17 protein-coding genes are annotated in these 20,031 nt (G+C 72.2%); 11 read left to right on the forward strand and 6 right to left on the reverse strand.

Going from position 1 to position 20,031, the window contains the following annotated elements:
* Window positions 1-137 precede the first annotated feature (137 nt).
* Window positions 138-1,208, forward strand: a complete 1,071-nt coding sequence (locus ACFWMZ_RS21785) for an Lrp/AsnC family transcriptional regulator (RefSeq protein WP_383172270.1) — start codon at window positions 138-140, stop codon at window positions 1,206-1,208.
* A 91-nt stretch (window positions 1,209-1,299) separates the two neighbouring features.
* On the opposite strand, the gene ACFWMZ_RS21790 is transcribed toward ACFWMZ_RS21785, so the two are convergent.
* A complete protein-coding gene (locus tag ACFWMZ_RS21790; RefSeq protein ID WP_383203532.1) occupies window positions 1,300-2,940 on the reverse strand; it encodes a protein kinase in 1,641 nt (546 codons plus the stop codon).
* Window positions 2,941-3,329: 389 nt separating this feature from the next.
* Here ACFWMZ_RS21790 and ACFWMZ_RS21795 point away from each other — a divergent pair, with 389 nt between their 5' ends.
* Window positions 3,330-4,913 (forward strand): protein kinase, encoded by a 1,584-nt coding sequence (locus tag ACFWMZ_RS21795; RefSeq protein ID WP_383203535.1) that lies wholly within the window; start codon window positions 3,330-3,332, stop codon window positions 4,911-4,913.
* A gap of 89 nt (window positions 4,914-5,002) precedes the next feature.
* Here the strand turns inward: ACFWMZ_RS21795 and ACFWMZ_RS21800 are convergent, their stop codons facing one another.
* Window positions 5,003-5,665, reverse strand: coding sequence for a response regulator (locus ACFWMZ_RS21800; RefSeq protein ID WP_383172264.1), 663 nt, complete (start codon window positions 5,663-5,665; stop codon window positions 5,003-5,005).
* 341 nt (window positions 5,666-6,006) lie between these two features.
* Between ACFWMZ_RS21800 and pdhA the strand changes: the two genes are divergently transcribed.
* From pdhA to ACFWMZ_RS21815, 3 genes are read left to right on the forward strand one after another with little or no spacing between them, the layout of a single operon-like run.
* Complete coding sequence (gene pdhA / locus ACFWMZ_RS21805) at window positions 6,007-7,365, forward strand: pyruvate dehydrogenase (acetyl-transferring) E1 component subunit alpha (protein WP_383172262.1); 1,359 nt, start codon at window positions 6,007-6,009, stop codon at window positions 7,363-7,365.
* 2 nt (window positions 7,366-7,367) lie between these two features.
* Complete coding sequence (locus ACFWMZ_RS21810) at window positions 7,368-8,348, forward strand: alpha-ketoacid dehydrogenase subunit beta (protein ID WP_383172260.1); 981 nt, start codon at window positions 7,368-7,370, stop codon at window positions 8,346-8,348.
* A gap of 20 nt (window positions 8,349-8,368) precedes the next feature.
* Window positions 8,369-9,820, forward strand: a complete 1,452-nt coding sequence (locus tag ACFWMZ_RS21815) for a dihydrolipoamide acetyltransferase family protein (protein WP_383172360.1) — start codon at window positions 8,369-8,371, stop codon at window positions 9,818-9,820.
* 164 nt (window positions 9,821-9,984) lie between these two features.
* On the opposite strand, the gene ACFWMZ_RS21820 is transcribed toward ACFWMZ_RS21815, so the two are convergent.
* The gene (locus tag ACFWMZ_RS21820; RefSeq protein ID WP_383203538.1) at window positions 9,985-10,923 is read right to left on the reverse strand and encodes a D-alanyl-D-alanine carboxypeptidase family protein; all 939 of its coding nucleotides are present in this window, start codon (window positions 10,921-10,923) and stop codon (window positions 9,985-9,987) included.
* A 281-nt stretch (window positions 10,924-11,204) separates the two neighbouring features.
* On the opposite strand from ACFWMZ_RS21820, the gene ACFWMZ_RS21825 reads away from it, so the two are divergent.
* Entirely contained in the window at window positions 11,205-11,873 is a 669-nt protein-coding gene (locus ACFWMZ_RS21825; RefSeq protein WP_383172256.1) for a GntR family transcriptional regulator, read from the forward strand.
* On the forward strand, window positions 11,870-13,222 hold the full coding sequence (locus ACFWMZ_RS21830; RefSeq protein WP_383203541.1) for a nitrate/nitrite transporter: 1,353 nt from the start codon (window positions 11,870-11,872) through the stop codon (window positions 13,220-13,222). Before ACFWMZ_RS21825 ends, ACFWMZ_RS21830 begins: the two co-directional genes overlap by 4 nt.
* Before the next feature lie 86 nt (window positions 13,223-13,308).
* Here the strand turns inward: ACFWMZ_RS21830 and ACFWMZ_RS21835 are convergent, their stop codons facing one another.
* Entirely contained in the window at window positions 13,309-14,133 is an 825-nt protein-coding gene (locus ACFWMZ_RS21835; RefSeq protein WP_383172251.1) for a maleylpyruvate isomerase family mycothiol-dependent enzyme, read from the reverse strand.
* A 373-nt stretch (window positions 14,134-14,506) separates the two neighbouring features.
* On the opposite strand from ACFWMZ_RS21835, the gene ACFWMZ_RS21840 reads away from it, so the two are divergent.
* A complete protein-coding gene (locus ACFWMZ_RS21840; RefSeq protein ID WP_383172248.1) occupies window positions 14,507-15,310 on the forward strand; it encodes a carbon-nitrogen family hydrolase in 804 nt (267 codons plus the stop codon).
* A 29-nt stretch (window positions 15,311-15,339) separates the two neighbouring features.
* On the opposite strand, the gene ACFWMZ_RS21845 is transcribed toward ACFWMZ_RS21840, so the two are convergent.
* Window positions 15,340-15,831: an LURP-one-related/scramblase family protein gene (locus tag ACFWMZ_RS21845; protein ID WP_383172246.1), complete on the reverse strand. Its 492-nt coding sequence runs from the start codon at window positions 15,829-15,831 to the stop codon at window positions 15,340-15,342.
* Between the two features lie 126 nt (window positions 15,832-15,957).
* Here ACFWMZ_RS21845 and ACFWMZ_RS21850 point away from each other — a divergent pair, with 126 nt between their 5' ends.
* From ACFWMZ_RS21850 to ACFWMZ_RS21860, 3 genes are all read left to right on the forward strand, one after another.
* Complete coding sequence (locus tag ACFWMZ_RS21850) at window positions 15,958-17,172, forward strand: helix-turn-helix domain-containing protein (protein WP_383203544.1); 1,215 nt, start codon at window positions 15,958-15,960, stop codon at window positions 17,170-17,172.
* A 62-nt stretch (window positions 17,173-17,234) separates the two neighbouring features.
* On the forward strand, window positions 17,235-17,432 hold the full coding sequence (locus ACFWMZ_RS21855) for a hypothetical protein (protein WP_383203547.1): 198 nt from the start codon (window positions 17,235-17,237) through the stop codon (window positions 17,430-17,432).
* Window positions 17,433-17,755: 323 nt separating this feature from the next.
* Window positions 17,756-19,609: an NHL domain-containing thioredoxin family protein gene (locus ACFWMZ_RS21860; RefSeq protein ID WP_383203550.1), complete on the forward strand. Its 1,854-nt coding sequence runs from the start codon at window positions 17,756-17,758 to the stop codon at window positions 19,607-19,609.
* 18 nt (window positions 19,610-19,627) lie between these two features.
* On the opposite strand, the gene ACFWMZ_RS21865 is transcribed toward ACFWMZ_RS21860, so the two are convergent.
* On the reverse strand, window positions 19,628-19,858 hold the full coding sequence (locus ACFWMZ_RS21865) for a DUF6458 family protein (protein WP_383172239.1): 231 nt from the start codon (window positions 19,856-19,858) through the stop codon (window positions 19,628-19,630).
* Between the last annotated feature and the right edge of the window lie 173 nt (window positions 19,859-20,031).

Below are 20,031 nucleotides of genomic sequence, written 5' to 3' on the forward strand. Positions count from 1 at the left end.
CCCGACGTGCAGGTGTCCGGCCGTACGCACAGGAATCCGCCACCGCACATGATCCATTGCAGCAATCCGCCACGTCCCGCACGCCCCCCGGGGCTTGTGCGGGGCCGGGGAGGCGGACCGAGGCGACCGGAGTGCCCGTGCTGGACGAGCTCGACTTCCTGCTGATCACCGCGCTCCAGCACGCCCCGCGCGCCGACTGGCGGCAGATCGGCGCCGCCGTCGACGTGGACGCCACCACGGCCGCCCGCCGCTGGTCGCGGCTGACCCGGGCCGGACTGGCCTGGCAGAGCTGCCACCCGAACCCGGCCCACCTCGACGGCATGCTCGTCGCCTACATCGAGGTCGACTGCGTGCCGGGCCGCCTGCACGAGGTGTGCGCCGAACTCGTCGACGACCGGCCGCTGTTCAACATCGAGCACGCCACCGGCTCCCGCGACCTGATCCTCACCGCCGTCTTCGCCACCCCGGCCGACCTCAACCGCTATCTCACCTTCCGCCTCGGCCGGCTCCCCGGCGTCGCCCGGACCCGCACCCAGCTCGCCACCGCCCTGCACACCGAGGGCAGCCGCTGGCGCCTGGACCGCCTCACCCCGGACCGGCGCACCGCCCTCGGCCCGGCCGCGCACGACCGGGCGGGACGGCCGACGGGCGCGCTCAGCGAGGCCGACGTCCACTTCATCCTGCGGCTCGGCGAGGACTGCCGGCAGAGCGCCGCCGACCTCGCCGCGCGTACCGGCCTCAGCCCCACCACGGTGCGGCGGCGGCTGGAGCGGCTGGACGCGGCCGGGGCGATCTCCTACCGCTGCGAGGCGGCCCACTCGGTCTCGGGCTGGCCGGTCAGCGCCACGCTCTGGGGGACGGTGCCCGCCGCCGACACCGCCCGCGTCACCGCCCGCCTCTCCGCGCTCCGCGAGACCCGCCAGTGCACGACGCTCTCCGGCCCGTACAACCTCATGTTCACCGTCTGGCTGCGCTCGACCGCCGGGATCCAGCCCTTCGAGGCCGCCCTCCTCCAGCGGTTCCCGCAGCTCACCGTCGCCGACCGGGCCGTCACCCTCTGGCAGATCAAGCACGCCGGGCACGTGCTGGACCCGCGAGGCAGGCGGCTGCGCTGGGTGCCGTTCGGGCGCGAATGGACCGATGCCGGGGCGGAGGCGGCCGAGCAGGAGCTGGTGGAGCGGCTGCGGGCCGGGCCGGTCACCGGGTGAGCGGCCCCGCCCCGAAGCGGAAGGCCGGGGACGCCGAAGGGCCGGGAACGCGCGGTGGCGCTCCCGGCCCCTCGGGCAGGTCGGTCGCGGGTCAGCTCGGGTTGCCGCTGGAGACGTCGAGCTGGATCTCCGGCATGTCGTCCGGGTCGACCTCGCTGCCGGCCTTCGGCGTCTGCCGCATGACCGTGTCCTTGCCGTAGGCGTTCTCGTCGATGCTGGTGGTGTCGTACTTCCACTTCGCGGCCTGCATGCACTTCTTCACGAAGGTGATGTTGGTGAAGGTGAAGTCGGGGACGCGGATCTTGTCCGGGTCGTTGTACGACTCGTCCGGCTCGGTGCACTCCTCGACGTCCATCGTCTTGGTGAGGTCCGGGCCGCGGAAGCCGGGCTTCTCGGCGCCCTTCTCCTCACCCTGAGAGGTGCCCGGGTCGCCGGAGCCGCCCGCCTTGTTCTCGTCGTCGTTCTGGAGGGCGAGGGCGGTGATCAGACCGCCTATCGCCAGCAGCGCCACCACGATCGAGCCGGCGATCAGCGGCATCGGCCGCTTGCCACCGCCGTCCTGGCCCTGCTGCTGGACCGCGTACGGCGGCGGCGTGGCCGGGGCCTGGTGGTGGCCGTAGGGCTGCGGGGTGGCGTAGCCGGACTGCTGCGGGTAGCCGTAGCCGGGCGCCGGGGTGGGGACGGGGTGGTGCTGCGGCGGCGGGGTCTGCGCGGTGTACGGGCCGGGCTGGTACGGCGTCTGGACCGGTCCGGTGCTGGGCGGCTGCTGGCCGACCGGCGGGAAGACGGCCGAGCCGACGCCCGCGCCGCTCTGCGTCTGCGAGCCGGGGACGATGCTCGGGGCGGCGGGCTGGAGCGACTGGGCGATCCGCAGGCACTCGTCGCGCATCGACTCGGCGGTGGGGAACCGCTCGTTCGGGTTCTTCTTCAGCGCGCGGGCGACCAGCGCGTCCACCGCCGGGGGGAGCGCGCGGTTGACCGAGGAGGGCGGGACCGGCTCCTCCTGCACGTGCGCGTAGGCGATGGCGAGCGGCGAGTCGGCCTCGAACGGCAGCCGGCCGGTGACCAGCTGGAAGAGCATGATGCCGACCGAGTACAGGTCGGAGCGGGCGTCGACGCCGCGGCCAAGGGCCTGTTCGGGCGAGAGGTACTGCGGGGTGCCGACGACCATGCCGGTCTGCGTCATGGAGGTGACGCCGGACTGCATGGCGCGGGCGATGCCGAAGTCCATGACCTTCACGACGCCGCGCTTGGTCATCATGACGTTGCCCGGCTTGATGTCGCGGTGGACCAGGCCCATCTCGTGGCTGATCTCCAGCGCCGCCAGCACGTCGGCGGTGATCTTCAGCGCCTGGTCGGCGGGCATCGCGCCCTGCCGCGCCACCGCATCGTCGAGGACCGAGCCGAGCGGCCGCCCCTCGACGTACTCCATGACGATGTACGGCGTCGCCGTACCGCCGAGGTCGTCCTCACCGGTGTCGAAGACGGAGACGATGTTGGTGTGGGTGAGCTTGGCCACGGACTGCGCCTCGCGGCGGAACCGCTCGCGGAAGGCGGCCTCGCGGCCCAGCTCGGTGTGGAGGGTCTTGATCGCCACCTGGCGGTCGAGGACCGAGTCGTAGGCCAGGTGCACGGAGGCCATGCCGCCCTCGCCCAGCAGATCCCGGAGCTGGTAGCGCCCACCGGCCACCGCCCGCCCCGCGTACCGGCCCTGTGCGCCGTCCTGGCTCATGTCGTGCGTCCCCCATCGGCACGGTGAGTGCCCGCCGGTCGGTGATCCCTACATTCTGGCCAAGTCTGCCGCAGGCCACGGACACGTCAAGCCGGGTGGCCGTTCCGTGACCGTACGAGACAGGGCCCGCGCCTGAGGCCCGGGGGCCGCGGGGGAATCGCGGAAGGGCGCGCGGGAGCGCCGGGGAAGGGATGGTAGGGGCGGTGGGGGATTTGCCCCGTAGGCGGGTTTCGAGGTTTGATGGCCGGTCCATCTCGGAACGGCGGGGCCTCATGAGGCTGTAGCGTGACCCGTCGGAGCACCCGCGCGACTCTCCGGGCGAGAGCCGAGTACCTCTGAGTACGTCGAGCGCGTGGACAGTGACGATCAAGACACGACGGCGAGGACCGATGGCACAGACGCAGCGCGCTCAGGGCCCGTCCGACCCCGAGGCGACTGGCGGCGACATGTCGGACTCCCATGACGCCCCGGAACTGTGGGGCAACGGCGGTCTCGTCGGCGACGGCCGCTACCGGCTGACCCGCAGACTCGGCCGGGGCGGTATGGCGGAGGTCTTCGCGGCCGAGGACGTCCGGCTCGGCCGGACCGTCGCCGTGAAACTGCTCCGCTCGGACCTGGCCGAGGACCCCGTCTCCAAGGCCCGCTTCACCCGCGAGGCACAGTCGGTCGCGGGCCTCAACCACCACGCGGTGGTCGCGGTCTACGACTCGGGCGAGGACCGGGTCGGCAACAGCACCGTCCCCTACATCGTGATGGAGATCGTCGAGGGCCACACCATCCGCGACCTCCTGGTCAACGCGGAGGCACCCGGACCCGAGCAGGCGCTCATCATCGTCTCCGGTGTCCTGGAGGCGCTCGCCTACAGCCACCAGCACGGCATCGTCCACCGCGACATCAAGCCGGCCAACGTCATCATCACCCACGCCGGCGCCGTCAAGGTCATGGACTTCGGCATCGCCCGCGCGCTGCACGGCGCCCAGTCGACGATGACGCAGACCGGCATGGTGATGGGTACTCCGCAGTACCTCTCCCCTGAGCAGGCGCTCGGCAAGGCCGTCGACCACCGCTCCGACCTCTACGCCACCGGCTGCCTCCTCTACGAGCTGCTGGCGCTGCGGCCCCCCTTCACCGGGGAGACGCCGCTCTCGGTGGTCTACCAGCACGTGCAGGACCAGGCGGTCCCGCCCTCCGAGGTCTCCGACGCGGCGCCGCCGGAGCTGGACGGGCTGGTCATGCGCTCCCTCGCCAAGGACCCGGACGACCGGTTCCAGAGCGCCGAGGAGATGCGCGGCCTCGTCCAGTACGGCCTCCAGATGCTCCAGCAGCAGGGCAGCCACACCCACACCTGGAACACCGGCCCCGTCGACATGCACGAGGGCGGGCACACCCCGGCCATGGGCGTCGGTGGCATGGGCGGCCAGGCCGGCCTCCCGCACCCCGACCCGGGCACCATGCAGCAGCCGATGATCCGGCAGCCCGGCATGGACGACGGGGGTTACGAGGGCGGCGGCCGGCCCGGCAAGGGCGGCGGCAAGGGCCGGATGTGGCTGATCGCGCTGCTCGCGGTGCTGGCGGTCGTCGGCGGCGTGGCCTGGGCGGTGAAGAACAGCGACACCGGGAACGAGAACAAGACGCCGGTCAAGCCGTCCACCTCGTCCTCGCAGGGGTCCCCGTCGCCGTCCCCCTCGCCCTCCGACGAGGAGACCGACGAGGAGACGGTGCCGGGCGACACCGGCGGCAACCAGCAGCCGTACCCGCCGGAGCAGACCGGCGACCCGGGCTGGTCCAGCGACCAGCCCACCAACGAGGTCCCCGAGACGCCGGAGGACCCGGCGCCGTCGAACGAGCAGCCCTCGCAGCCGGAGGACCCGGACCCGACCGCGTCGGAGGAGGAGCCGCCTCCGTCGCCGGACGAGTCGCCCGGCCCGGACCTGCCGCTCCCGGACCCGGAGACGGGCGGCCAGGGCTCCTGAAGCCCGGCCGCGCTTCACCGCGCGCACACCGACGGGCCCCCGGTCACCACGACCGGGGGCCCGTCGGCGTAGGCGTGCCGGGGCGCGCCCTACTCCCCGCGCTCCGCGTGCATCCGCGCCACGTACGCGGCCGCCTGGGAGCGGCGTTCCATGCCGAGTTTGGCGAGCAGGCCGGAGACGTAGTTCTTGATGGTCTTCTCGGCGAGGTGGAGGCGGGCGCCGATGGCCCGGTTGGTGAGGCCTTCGCCGATCAGGTCGAGGATCTTCCGCTCCTGCTCGGTCAGGCCGGTCAGGCGCTCGTCGCCCTTCGGGCTGTCGCCGTCGCGCAGCCGCCGGAGGACGCGGGCGGTGGCGGCCGGGTCCAGCAGGGACTTGCCCGCGGCGACGTCCCGGACGGCGGCGAGCAGGTCGCCGCCGCGGATGGCCTTCAGGACGTAGCCCGAGGCACCGGCCATGATCGCGTCGAGGAGGGCCTCGTCGTCGGCGTACGAGGTGAGCATCAGGCAGTGGACGGACTCGTCCTGGGAGCGGACCTCGCGGCAGACCTCGACCCCGCTGCCGTCCGGCAGGCGTACGTCGAGGACGGCGACGTCGGGGCGGGTGGCCGGGATGCGGACCAGGGCCTCGGCGGCGGTCCCCGCCTCGCCGACCACTTCGATGTCGTCCTCGGCCGACAGCATCTCGTGCACCCCTCGTCGCACCATCTCGTGGTCGTCGAGAAGGAATACGGTGATTTTTCCGCCTTCGCGCACGGAAGCAGTGTCGCACGCGAACTCTTCCCGCGCCCGGGGTGGCCGGGATAACGTGCCGGTGTTCCGGCACCCTGCGAGGCTGTGACCTGGAGCTGTGCGCCGCTTTCCGGATTTACTTGGACTTCCGAGGAAAATCGCAGGTCAGGTGGGGTTTCGCAGATTTGCGCAGCACTGGGTAACGTGCATGTCACAGGCGTTCGCCGGGGCACCTGTCACGCCTTGTTCCCGGGCTCGCACCCACCCCGTGCGCGAACGGGGACGGGCGAGCCTCCCCCCGTCACTGACGAGGGGGCACCAGGCTCCCGGTGGACCCCGGGGGCCGGACCGACGGAGGAGCACACGTGACCGTGGAGAGCAGTGCCGCGCGAGGGACGCGCCGCGGCGGGACCGAGACCGGCGGCGACGCCGGACGGACCGCCCGTGCCGAGCAGTCCCCGAAGCCCGCCAAGCGGGCGACGGCGAAGGCGCCCGCCAAGACCGCTGCCAAGGCCCCCGCCCGTAAGGCGTCCGGCAAGGCTCCGGCCAAGCGGACGCCCGCCAAGAACGCCAGGACCGCGAAGCCTGCCGGGCGCGCGAAGGCCGAGAGCCCCGCCGAGCCCCAGCTCGTGCAGTTGCTGACGCCCGAGGGCAAGCGCGTCGCCGATGCCGAGTACGACCCGTACGTCGCCGACATCACCGCGGAGGAGCTGCGCGGGCTCCACCGCGACATGGTCCTCACCCGGCGCTTCGACGCGGAGGCCACCTCGCTCCAGCGCCAGGGCGAGCTGGGCCTGTGGGCCTCGCTGCTGGGCCAGGAGGCCGCGCAGATCGGCTCCGGCCGCGCCACCCGCCAGGACGACTACGTCTTCCCGACCTACCGGGAGCACGGCGTGGCCTGGTGCCGGGGCGTCGACCCGGCCAACCTGCTCGGCATGTTCCGCGGCGTGAACCACGGCGGCTGGGACCCGAACAGCAACAACTTCCAGCTCTACACGATCGTCATCGGCTCCCAGACGCTGCACGCCACGGGCTACGCCATGGGCATCACCAAGGACGGCGCCGACTCCGCCGTCATCGCCTACTTCGGCGACGGCGCCTCCTCCCAGGGCGACGTGAACGAGGCGTTCACCTTCTCCGCGGTCTACAACGCGCCGGTCGTCTTCTTCTGCCAGAACAACCAGTGGGCCATCTCCGAGCCCACCGAGAAGCAGAGCCGCGTGCCGCTCTACCAGCGCGCCAGCGGCTTCGGCTTCCCCGGCGTCCGCGTCGACGGCAACGACGTCCTCGCCTGCCTCGCCGTCACCAAGGCGGCGCTGGCCCGCGCCCGCAGGGGCGAGGGCCCGACCCTGGTCGAGGCGTTCACGTACCGGATGGGCGCCCACACCACCTCCGACGACCCGACCCGCTACCGCTCCGACGACGAGCGGGAGTCGTGGGAGGCCCGCGACCCGATCCAGCGCCTGCGCACCCACCTGGAGGCCGAGGGCCACGCCGACGAGGCGTTCTTCACGGCGCTGGAGGAGGAGAGCGAGGCGCTCGGCCGCCGCGTACGGGAGGCGGTACGGGCGATGCCCGACCCCGACCCGATGGCGATGTTCGAGCACACCTACGCGGACGGGCACGCCCTCGTGGACGAGGAGCGGGCCGAGTTCGCGGCGTACCAGGCGTCGTTCGAGGACGCCGACGGCGGGCACGCCGACGTTTCCGGGAAGGCGAACTGATCATGGCCACGGAGAAGCTGGCGCTCGCCCGCGCCCTCAACGAATCGCTGCGCACCGCCCTGGAGAGCGACCCGAAGGTCCTCATCATGGGCGAGGACGTCGGCAAGCTCGGCGGTGTCTTCCGCGTCACCGACGGACTCCAGAAGGACTTCGGCGAGGACCGGGTCATCGACACCCCGCTCGCCGAGTCCGGCATCGTCGGCACCGCGATCGGCCTGGCCCTGCGCGGCTACCGGCCGGTCGTGGAGATCCAGTTCGACGGCTTCGTCTTCCCCGCGTACGACCAGATCGTCACGCAGCTCGCCAAGATGCACGCCCGCTCGCTCGGCACGGTGAAGCTGCCGATCGTCATCCGCATCCCCTACGGCGGCGGCATCGGCGCGGTCGAGCACCACAGCGAGTCCCCGGAGACACTGTTCGCGCACGTCGCGGGTCTCAAGGTGGTCTCCCCGGCCAACCCGGCCGACGGCTACTGGATGCTTCAGCAGGCCATCCAGAGCGACGACCCGGTCATCTTCTTCGAGCCGAAGCGCCGTTACTGGGACAAGGGCGAGGTCGACCGCGAGGCCATCCCGGCCCCGCTGCACCGCGCCCAGGTCGCCCGCGAGGGCACCGACCTCACGCTGGCCGCCTACGGGCCGATGGTGAAGGTCTGCCTGGCCGCGGCCGACGCCGCCGCCGAGGAGGGCAAGTCGCTGGAGGTGCTGGACCTGCGGTCGATGTCGCCGATCGACTTCGACGCGGTCCAGCGCTCGGTGGAGCGCACCCGCAGGCTGGTCGTGGTCCACGAGGCCCCGGTCTTCCTCGGCACGGGCGCGGAGATCGCCGCCCGCATCACCGAGCGGTGCTTCTACCATCTGGAGGCGCCCGTGCTGCGGGTCGGCGGCTACCACGCGCCGTACCCGCCGGCGCGGATCGAGGAGGAGTACCTGCCGGGCCTCGACCGGGTGCTCGACGCCGTCGACCGCTCGCTGGCGTTCTGAGGGAGAGGGACGTGACGACGATGACGGAATCCGCCCAGGCGGTACGCGAGTTCAAGATGCCCGATGTGGGCGAGGGCCTCACCGAGGCCGAGATCCTCAAGTGGTACGTCCAGCCGGGCGACACGGTCACCGACGGCCAGGTCGTCTGCGAGGTGGAGACGGCCAAGGCGGCGGTGGAGCTGCCGATCCCCTTCGACGGGACGGTGCGAGAGCTGCGGTTCGCCGAGGGCACCACGGTCGACGTCGGCCAGGTGATCATCTCGGTCGCCACCGGAGGCGGTGCCGCACCGGCCCCCGAGCCGGCAGCGGCGCCCGCCGCCGACAGCGCGGAGGCCACCGAGGCCGAGGCCGAGGGCGCCGAGCCGAAGGGCCGCCAGCCGGTCCTCGTCGGCTACGGCGTCTCCGAGTCCTCCACCAAGCGCCGGGCCCGCCGCTCGGCCACCGAGGCCCCGGCCGCCGCCCCGGCTCCCGAGGCGGCCGCGCCCGCCCCGGCTCCGGCGCCCGCCCCGGCCGCCCCCGTGGCCAACGGGGTCCCGGTCTCCGGCGCCGGCCGGCCGCTGGCCAAGCCGCCGGTGCGCAAGCTGGCCAAGGACCTCGGGGTCGACCTGGCCAGCGTGGTGCCGACCGGCGAGGGTGGCGTCGTCACCCGGGAGGACGTCCACGCGGCGGCCGCCCCTCAGGCCCCGGCCGCGCCCGGACCGGCCCCGGCCGCCGCCCCGTCGCAGGCCGCCCCCGCCGCTCCGCAGCCCTCCGCCGCCCCGGCTCCGGACGCCCGCGAGACGCGGATCCCGGTCAAGGGCGTACGGAAGGCGACGGCGCAGGCGATGGTCGGCTCGGCGTTCACCGCGCCGCACGTCACCGAGTTCGTCACGGTGGACGTGACGCGCACGATGAAGCTGGTCGAGAAGATGAAGGCCGACAAGGAGCTGGCCGGCGTGCGGATCAACCCGCTGCTGATGGTGGCCCGCGCCCTGCTGGTCGCCATCCGCCGCAACCCGGACGTCAACGCCGCCTGGGACGAGGCCAACCAGGAGATCGTGCGCAAGCACTACGTGAACCTGGGCATCGCCGCCGCCACCCCGCGCGGCCTGATCGTCCCGAACATCAAGGACGCCCAGGCCAAGACCCTGCCCGAGCTGGCGGGCGCCCTCGGCGAGCTGGTGAGCACGGCGCGCGAGGGCCGCACCTCCCCGGCCGACATGCAGGGCGGCACGGTGACCATCACCAACGTCGGCGTCTTCGGCGTCGACACCGGCACCCCCATCCTCAACCCGGGGGAGTCCGCCATCCTCGCCTTCGGCGCGGTGAAGTGGCAGCCCTGGGTCCACAAGGGCAAGGTCAAGCCCCGCCAGGTCACCACCCTGGCCCTCTCCTTCGACCACCGCCTGGTCGACGGCGAGCTGGGCTCCAAGGTCCTGGCCGACGTGGCAGCCGTCCTGGAACACCCCAAGCGGCTGCTGACCTGGACATGAGCCGCCGACGGCAGTAACTGACAGCAGCAACGCCCTGAGGGGGCGCCCGTACATCGCGGGCGCCCCCTCTTGGTTTCACGTGAAACATAGGCCCGTTTCACGTGAAACGTCGCTCTGTTTCACGTGAAACCACTGACGCCCTGTCAACGCGGCGCGTCAGCACCTCAGTCCTGCTGGGCTCCCTGCGGCAGCGGCTTCACCCTGAGGGTGCTCGTCGTCTTCGTCCCGAAGCCGTGGTCGAGCATCTTCCCGGCGTCCTCGTACCGGTTGTTGTCATGGAGAATGACCCCGACCAGGGTCTTCCCGTTCTTGGTGGCCGAGAAGATCAGGCACGGCCCCGCAGCGGTCCCGGTGCCGGTCTTCACGCCGGTGGCCCCCTTGTAGGAGCCGAGCAGCTTGTTGGTGTTGTACCAGGTGTAGGTACGCGTCCCGCCGCTCTTGGCGGTCGCCTTCTGCTTGGTGGAGGCCGCCTTCACCACCGTGCGGAAGGTGCTGTTCTTCAGCGCGTGCCGGGCCAGCTTGGCGAGGTCGCGCGGCGTCGAGTAGTTGTTGCCGCCCTGGGAGATCCCGTCGAAGGAGTCGAACTTGGTGTTCGTCATCTTCAGCGACTTGGCCTTGGCGTTCATCTTGGAGATGAACGACTTGGTCCGGGCCGAGACCGTGGAGCCGGTGCCGAAGGTGTCGGCGAGGGCGTAGGTGGCGTCGCAGCCGGAGGGCAGCATGGCGCCGTAGAGCAGCTGGCGGACGGTCAGCTTGTCGCCGGTGCGCAGATCGGCGGTGGAGGCGCCGTTCTTGGTGACGTAGTCACGGTAGGCCTGCTTGACCGTGACTTTCCTGTCCAGGTTGACGCCCTTGGTGTCGAGGACGACCGCGACCGCCATGGTCTTGGTGGTGCTGGCCATCTGCCGCTTGGTGTCGGCGGTCTTGCTGAACACCGTCTTCCCGCTGCCGGAGTCCATCAGGAAGGCGCCCTTGGCGGTGACCTTGGGCGCGGGCGTCGCGGCGGCGGCGGCGGGGCTGACGAGGGGGCCGGCGGCCAACAGGGCCCCCGTGGTGAGGAGGACGGCGGCCGCGCGGCGACCGCCCGAAATGCCGAAAGTCACAGTGGAAGCTCCGAATTCGCGTTCCTTGCCCGGGATCTCCCTGGATTCCGGGTGCGCAGAGCAGACTCCCGAACCGGGCCAAGGGTTGTACACCCACTGCCTTGGCGGGCCCGGGTGACAGCCGCTCGCTCTGGGACCGCCACGGCCCTACGGGGGGAAGGCGCAGGTGGCAGGCGGCGGACACCGTGCCCCACCGCGTGTGAGCAAAGTCATCGTCCACATCCCGGGAAGCGAAAGGCGCGGCACTGATGGTGTACGGGTCATGTATCTATCCTGTGTCCATGCCTTCAGCACCCCCCGCCACCGCCGCCGAGAAGAAGCCGCCCGCCGCCGACCGCGTCTACCAGCACGTGAAGCAGGCCGTCCTGGACCGCAGCTACGAAGGCGGCACCCTCCTCACCGAAGGCGGTCTCGCCGAGGCCGTCGGGGTCTCCCGCACCCCGGTCCGCGAGGCGCTGCTCAAGCTGGAGGTCGAGGGGCTGCTGAAGCTCTACCCGAAGAAGGGCGCCCTGGTCCTGCCGGTCTCCGCCCAGGAGATCGCCGACGTCGTCGAGACCAGGCTGCTGGTCGAGGAGCACGCCGCGCGGCGCGCCGTCCCCGCCCCCGCCGCCCTCATCACCCGGCTGGAACTCCTCCTCGCCGAGCAGCGGGAACTGGCCGAGGCCGGCGACCTGGCCGCCGTCTCCGACAAGGACCGCTCCTTCCACGCCGAGATCGTCCGCAACGCGGGCAACCAGATCCTCTCCCGCCTCTACGACCAGCTCCGCGACCGCCAGCTGCGCATGGGCGTCGCCGTCATGGAGGCCCACCCCGACCGGATCGCCGCCAACCTCACCGAGCACGCCGAGCTCCTCGAAGCGATCCGCTCCGGCGACGCCGAGGCCGCCGCCGCCCGTGTCCGCAGCCACGTCGGCCGCGTCCGCGAGCTCATCCGAGGGGAGGACCGGTGACCAGCTCCACCCCCACCCCGCCCGGCGCTCCCGGCTCCTCGGGCGACGACCCGAGCTCCGGCTTCCGCCCGCTGGACCCGCCGGGCGGCCGCCGCGCGGTCCTCGTCTGGTCGGTCGGCGTCTCGGTCTACTTCGTCGCGATCATCTTCCGCACCTCGCTCGGCGTCGCCGGACTCGACGCCGCCGACCGGTTCGAGATCAACGCCTCGGCCCTGTCGACCTTCTCCATCCTCCAGCTGCTGGTCTACGCCGGCATGCAGATACCCGTCGGTCTGATGGTCGACCGGGTCGGCACCAAGAAGGTCCTGACCTGGGGCGTCATCCTCTTCACCCTCGGCCAGCTCGGCTTCGCCTTCTTCCCGCACTACGGCATGGCGCTGGTCTCCCGCGCTCTGCTCGGCTGCGGCGACGCGATGACCTTCATCTCCGTGCTGCGGCTCGGCTCCCGCTGGTTCCCCGCCCGGCGCGGCCCCCTCGTGGGCCAGCTCGCCGGACTGGTCGGCATGGCGGGCAACCTCGTCTCGACGCTGGTCCTCGCCCGGCTGCTGCACGGCATCGGCTGGGAGGCGGCCTTCGGCGGCAGCGCCCTGCTCGGCGTCCTCGTCCTCGTCCTCATGCTGGTCTTCCTCAAGGACCACCCCGAGGGCCACGCGCCGCCGCCCGTCCCCAAGGGCCACCGCGGCGCCGCCTTCATCCGCCACCAGATCGCCCGCTGCTGGGCCGAACCCGGCACCCGGCTCGGCCTGTGGACCCACTTCACCACGCAGTTCCCCGCCATGGTCTTCCTGCTGCTCTGGGGCCTGCCCTACCTCGTCGAGGCACAGGGCATGACGCGCGCCGAAGCGGGCGAACTCCTCACCCTGGTGGTGCTCTCCAACATGGTGATCGGCCTGGTCTACGGCCAGCTCATCGCCCGCAACCACCGTGCCCGGAGCGTCATCGTGCTCGGCACGATCCTCGCCACCGCCGCGAGCTGGGCCACCGTGCTGAGCTGGCCCGGGACCGCCCCGGCCTGGCTGTTGGTCGTGCACGCCCTGATCCTCGGCGCCTGCGGACCGGCCTCGATGGTCGGCTTCGACTTCGCCCGCCCGGCCAACCCGCCGGAGCGGCAGGGCACCGCCTCCGGCATCGTCAACATGGGCGGCTTCACCGCCTCCATGACCTCGCTGCTCGCCATCGGCATCCTGCTGGACCTCACCGGCGACAACTACCGCATCGCCTTCTGCGCCCTCTTCGTCCTCCAGGCGCTGGGCACCGCGCAGATCCTGCGGCTGCGCCGCGCCGCCCTGCGCCGCGAGAGCGAGCGCCTGGTCGCCAGCCGCGTGGAGACCGTGCACGTACCGGCCTGACGGCGCCGGCAACCGGCCCCGGCCACGGGCATTCCGGGGGCCGGGGCCCTGTCGTCCTCAGCTCGTACTCAGTGACCGTCGACCGCTCACGGCGTGACGGCGAAGTTGTCCAGGATCGCCTGCGCCAGCTCCGGGTCGCCCTCGGTCTTCACCCGGTCGCCGACGGCCTCGTGCCGCACCCGCCCGGCCGCCAGCTTGATGTACGTCTCCCAGTCCAGACTCAGCGTCACCGCCGGGCCCAGCGAGGGCGAACCGTCGACCGAGCCGCGCCCCTCGGCGTCGACCCGTACCGTCCGCAGGAACTCCACCGGGCCCTGCACGTCGATCACCACGGCCGTACCGGGGGGCGCGCCCGCCTCGCGGGCCACCACCTTCGCCAGCGCGGAGAGCAGCATGTCGCGGGCGATGTACGCGCCCGGCGAGTCGAGGTTGCCCGGCTGCCCGAGGGCCGTCCTGAGGTCCTGCTCGTGGAGCCAGACGTCCACCGCGCGGGCGTACATGGCCGCTTCGAGGGTCTGCTCGGTGCCCAGCGGCCCGCGCAGCGTCGCCGACGGCTCCCGCGTCTCGTTCCGCAGCTGGCGCGAACGCCGGATGATCGTGTACTCCAGCTCCGCCGTCATCTCCGGGCCGGTGTGGTGGCGCCGCACGTCCACCTGCATCTCCATGTACCGCTGATGGTCCGTCCGCACGTGGTACAAGTCCCGGGGCAGCGTGTGGATCGGACGCGGGTCGCCGAGCATCTCGCAGTCCAGACCGATGACATGGGAGACCAGGTCCCGCACCGACCAGGCCGGGCACGGCGTCGCGAGGTTCCACTGGGCCTCGGGAAGTGGCTGGACCAGCTCGGATATCGCTTCGACGGAGTGGGTCCAGGCATCGGCGTAGGACTGAAGGCTGGGATGGAGACTCACGTGATCCCTCGGGCGAGTGGTGCGCGGGCGGTCGGATGGCGGCGGGTGCGGGCGAACGGCGGTGCGAGCGGACCGTACGGTCGTACGGGCCGTCTCCGTACGCGAATCGTACGGACCACCGGGCCCCGGTCGCTTTCGGACAAGGGCAGTCGGACAACGGCAGCAAGTGGACGGACGGCTGGCGGCTGGCGGGCGTCGGGCTGGCGGGCGGCGCGCTGCTCGGGACGAGGGGCGGACATGCCGGGTGATCGGTCCCCTCCGACGCGCCCCTTCGTGGAACAGCACAGTACGCTTCCCCATGGCACCCCGGCAGTGCTTTCGTGTGACGATCGTAGGCCCGTGTTGACGGCCCGAATGCCAGGACGGTGGTAGTGTGCGCGCCTCGCTCATCCAGCTCTGTGTCGACCCGGCCGAATCGGTGGGCGCCCGCAGGGATCGCGCGGTCGGCCTGATCCGCGAGCGATCCGGATCCGACCTGGTCGTCCTCCCCGAGCTGTGGACCACCGGCGCCTTCGCCTTCGACCACTTCGGCGAGCACGCCGAGGAGTTGCGCGGCCCCACGTTCCTGGCCCTCTCCGAGGCCGCCCGCGAGGCCGGGGTCTGGCTGCACGGCGGCTCCATCCCCGAGCACGACGCGGCGGGCCGCCTCTTCAACACCTCCCTCGTCTTCGCCCCCGACGGCACCCTCGCCGCCTCCTACCGCAAGATCCACCGGTTCGGCTTCGACCAGGGCGAGGCCGTCCTGATGGGCGCGGGCGAGAGCCTCGTCACCGTCGGCCTCCCCGAGACCACCCTCGGCCTCGCCACCTGCTACGACCTGCGGTTCCCCGAGCAGTTCCGCGGCCTGGTCGACGCGGGCGCCGAGACCCTGGTGATCCCCGCCGGCTGGCCCGCCCGCCGCGCCGCCCACTGGGGCCTGCTGGCCCGCGCCCGCGCCGTCGAGAACCAGGCGTACGTCCTGGCCTGCGGCACCGCCGGGACCCACGCCGGAACCGAGCAGGCCGGCCGCTCCGTCGTCGTCGACCCCTGGGGCGAGGTGCTGGCCGAGGCCGGGACCGACGAGGAGATCCTCACCGTCGACTTCGACCCGTCCACGGTCGCCGCGACCCGCGACCGCTTCCCGGCGCTGAAGGACCGGCGGCTGGGGCTGGCCGAGCCGAAGGATCCGCGGCCGTAGCGGCCGGGCGGGAGCTGGGGGCACCGCCCTCAGCCCTCCCGCTCCTTCTCGGCGAGCGTGATCACGCACACCGCCACCGCGATGACCAGCGCCGGGTCCATGTCGTCCCGGACGACGTCGACGCCGTAGGTGTCCCGCACGGTCAGCCAGCGCCGCGAGATCTGCGCCAGCAGCTCCCCGTCGTACTCGACCGCGAACTCCCGGTCGAGGATGCGTCCGCTGACGTCCAGTTCGGTCCCGTCGACCATGGTGACCCGGAAGTGGTTCCGCAGCAGCGACAACCGCTTCCGCTTCACGGTGGCGAGCTTCTCGTCCCCCCGCTCGACCACCATCGCATCCCGCAGACTCACCAGCTTCTGCCGGATGTCGATGAGCACCCGCCCGTCGGCATCCTTCAACTCGAAGGTGTCCCGCAACCGCATCGCCTTGCCGTCGACGAGATACACCTTCCGCCCGTCGGCGTCCTCGATCCAGTAGTCGTCCCCGACAGCGAACATCCGCTCACGCACTAGGAATCTCATGGGGGTCAGGTTCCCGCTGCGGACGCGGGAATGCGGGGGCGGCGCGCGGCGGGGGCGGCGGAGTACCCGGACCGTGACGGTACAAGTCCCCGATGTCGCCCCCTGCCTGGGAGTAGCGTCTGCCGCATGGCTGCAGAGCACTTGGGTGAACGGCTGCGCAGGTTGCGTCGTGTCGCCGGTTACTCACAGGAGGAACTGTCCGCACGCGCGGATGTGTCCGTGGACGTGGTCCGCAAGCTGGAACAGCGGCGGAAGCACAGTGCGAGACTGCCGACCCTCCACTCGCTGGCGCGCGGCCTCGGCGTCGAGCTGACGGCACTGCTCGGCGATCCTCCCGGGGTGCCGTCCAGCGGGGAGGCCGACCCGCCCCAACTCGTCGCGGTGCGTCGCGCGATCATGCCTCCGCTCTTCGCGGCCCCCGCCGAGCCCCGAGGGCCGGAACGGCTCACCGTCGCCCTGGTCAGGGCGGAAATCGCTCAGGGCTGGACGCTGTACCACGACGCCGAGTTCGGGCCCCTGATGGAGGTGTTGCCCGGGATCATCGAGGACGCCCGGCTCCTGGCCGCTGTCGGCAGCACCGATGAGCGCGCTGCCGGGCAGGCAGCCCTGGGCAAGGCACTGCAACTCGGCGGCCACCTGGCCATCCGCCTGGGCAAGACCGACCTCGCGCTGGCCGCGCTGGAACGCGCCCACAATGCGGCAGCCGACTCGTCCGACCCGCTGCTCGACCCCATGATCGCCAACTCGGTGGCCTGGGCGTACCAGCGCCAGGCGCGGCTGGACGACGCGACAGCACTGGCCGTCCACGCGGCGGACGGCGTGGAGCGCCACCACACCGACACGGCGGAGGGCGTACGTGTCTGGGGCGGCCTGCTGATGTCAGCCGCCACCTCGTACGCCCGCAGCGACGACTACGACACGGCCAACGACATGATGCGCACGGCGGAGAAGGCAACGGAACGCTTGGCCAAGCTCCCGTCCTCGGCGGACGGCAAGCTGATCTCCGTCTTCAACCGTTCCTCTGTACGGATCGAGCGCGTCCGCCTCGCCGTCCAGAACGAGCGGCCGGAGGAGGCGCTGATGCTGGCCAGGGGAATGCGGCTGAGCCGGGACACGCCGCCGTCGTGGCGCACCTGGCTCCTGCTCGACGTGGCCCGGGCGCACACGGACATGGGGAATGCCGCCGAGGCGGTCAGGGCATTGGAGCGCTTGCGTCGGGTGGCCCCGGGCTGGATGCGACACCACGCACTCGCGGTCGCCATCGTGCGCGATCTCTGGAATGGACCGAGCCGTCCACCCGGCTTGCGGTGGCTCGCCGAATTCCTAGGGGTCGCCGATTAGGCGTACCGAAGTAGGACGTTACGTCCCTGTTCCGTGACGTGGCCCTGCACCACGATTTCGGTATGACCGAGCCGACGCGCTATACGACAGGCCCGCTGGAACTCCCCTTACCTCTGGAACCGGAACCGCTCCCGGTCGACGGCTGCCCCTACTGCACCGAGCTGGCCCGTGTCCGGAGCTGGGCTCGGGCCGGTGGGGACATGACGACTGTGAGTGACTGCAACGTGTTTCTGCGGCGGCATCCTGAGGGGCACCGGTGAGTCGGCGGGCAGTGTTCCGGTTTGTGGTGCACACGATGCGGCGGGTGGAGGGGGTGGCTCCGGCGTGTGAGGTGTTCTGTGAGGAGCCGGGGTGTGGGGCCGGGTCCGGGAGCACCGGGCAGGCCGAGGGAGCGGAAGGCTGGGCGTTGCGACATGCGGGGCGGACGGGGCATGGGGAGTACCGGCGGGTCCTCACCGATCGGGCGCGGGTGACGCGGGAGGGGTGAGGGGCGGCCCTGCCGCCGGGGCGGCGGGACTGTGTCGGGTCCATGAACGGGTGGCGGGTATCCGACCCCCGCCCCGGCGGATGGCACCCTTGTCGTATGAGTAAGCGTGCACGTGTCCGCGCCCCTGAGCTGGTGGGAAAGGGCGGCTGGCTCAATACGGGTGGCGATGAGCTGAGCCTCGGGGGTCTCCGAGGGAAGATCGTGATCCTCGATTTTTGGACTTTCTGCTGTGTGAACTGCCTCCACGTTCTCGATGAGCTTCGGGAGCTGGAGGAGCGGCACCGGGACACCGTGGTGATCGTCGGGGTGCACTCGCCGAAGTTCGTGCACGAGGCGGAGCACCAGGCCGTGGTGGACGCGGTCGAGCGGTACGGGGTGGAGCACCCGGTGCTCGACGACCCGGAGCTGGCCACCTGGAAGCAGTACGCGGTGCGGGCCTGGCCGACGCTGGTGGTGATCGACCCCGAGGGGTACGTCGTCGCGCAGCACGCCGGGGAGGGGCACGCGCACGCCATCGAGAAGCTGGTGGCGGAGCTGGAGGCCGAGCACGGGGTGAGGGGGACGCTGCGGCGCGGCGACGGGCCGTACGTGCCGCCGGAGCCGGTGGCGGGTGCCCTGCGGTTCCCGGGGCGGGCGGTGCTGCTGCCCTCGGGGAACTTCCTGGTCAGCGACACGACGCGGCACCAGCTGGTGGAGCTGGCGGACGACGGGGAGAGCGTCGTCCGGCGGATCGGCGGCGAGGGGCTGCGCGGGCTGGCCGACGGCGGGCCGGGCGAGGCGCGGTTCAACGAGCCGCAGGGGCTGGCCCTCACCCCGGAGGCGGACGCGGTGATCGTCGCGGACACCGTCAACCACGCGCTGCGCCGCGTCGAGCTGGCGAGCGGTGCGGTGTCGACGCTGGCCGGGACCGGGCGCCAGTGGTGGCAGGGCTCACCGACCTCGGGCCCGGCCCGCGAGGTGGACCTCTCCTCACCGTGGGACGTGGCCTACTTCGGCGGCAGGGTGTGGATCGCCATGGCGGGCACGCACCAGCTGTGGACGTACGACCCGGCGGCCGAGGCGGTCTCCGTGGCGGCGGGGACGACCAACGAGGGGCTGGTCGACGGGCCCGGGGCCGAGGCGTGGTTCGCGCAGCCCTCGGGGCTGGCGGCGGACGGGGACGAGCGGCTGTGGGTCGCCGACTCGGAGACCTCGGCGCTGCGCTGGGTCGACCCCGAGGGAACCGTGCACACGGCGGTCGGCACGGGGCTCTTCGACTTCGGGCACCGGGACGGCGAGGCCGGACAGGCCCTCTTCCAGCACCCCCTGGCGGTCACCGTCCTGCCCGACGGCTCGGTCGCGGTCAGCGACACGTACAACCACGCGCTGCGGCGGTACGACCCGGCCTCCGGCGAGGTGAGCACGGTGGCGACGGATCTGCGGGAGCCGTCGGGGGCGGTGCTGGCCGGGGACGAGATCGTGGTGGTCGAGTCGGCGCGGCACCGGCTGACGCGGCTGAGGCTGCCGGAGGAGGCGGTACGCGTCGAGGCGGTCGCCCACCGCACACAGCGGGCCGCCACCGAGATCGCGCCGGGCCAGCTCCGGCTGGACGTGGTCTTCCAGGCCCCGGCCGGCCAGAAGCTGGACACCCGGTACGGGCCGTCCACGCGGCTGCTCGTCTCGGCGACCCCGCCCGAGCTGCTGCTCGACGGGGACGGTGCGGGCACGGATCTCTTCCGGGAGCTGCCGCTCAACCCGGAGATCGGCGAAGGGGTCCTGCACGTGTCGGCGATGGCCGCCTCGTGCGACGACGACCCCGCCAACGAATATCCGGCGTGCCACGTGCACCAGCAGGACTGGGGCGTCCCCGTGCGGGTCGTGGCGCCGGGCGAGGGTGACGGCGGTGGCGACGGTACGGACCGGCTGGCGCTCGTCCTCGCCGGGATGGACGAGGACGGGGCCGGCTCCTGACCGCCGCTCCGGCCGCCGTCAGATGAGGCGGTCGTCGTGGGTGCGGCCGCCTTCGACGACCGGCGGGTTCTGCGTCATGAGCAGGCGCCGGCGTCGGGCGATGCTGGTGAACGCGATGGTGCCGATCACGCCGACGAGCATGAGGATCGCGCCGACCACGGTGAGGTTGACGCCCTCCATCTCCCAGTCGGTCGCGAAGGTGAGGATCGCTCCCACGGCGATGAGGATGATGCATCCGCCGAGGCCCATGGCTGTCGCCTCCTGTAGGTGGACGGCGGGGCTCCCTTCCCGGTTGGAGGGGCGGCTGCCGCGCGTCCTGTCGTAAGCCTGTGCAAGAGGCGCGTACCCCCGCGTCCGGCAGACAAGCGGCGGGGAGGGCGGCGGGCAGCCGAAAGGCGGTGCGGGCCGAGGCTGTTGAGCCT

The organism is Streptomyces sp. NPDC058373 (genome assembly GCF_042723275.1).
In the GTDB taxonomy this organism is placed as follows: Bacteria; Actinomycetota; Actinomycetes; order Streptomycetales; family Streptomycetaceae; genus Streptomyces.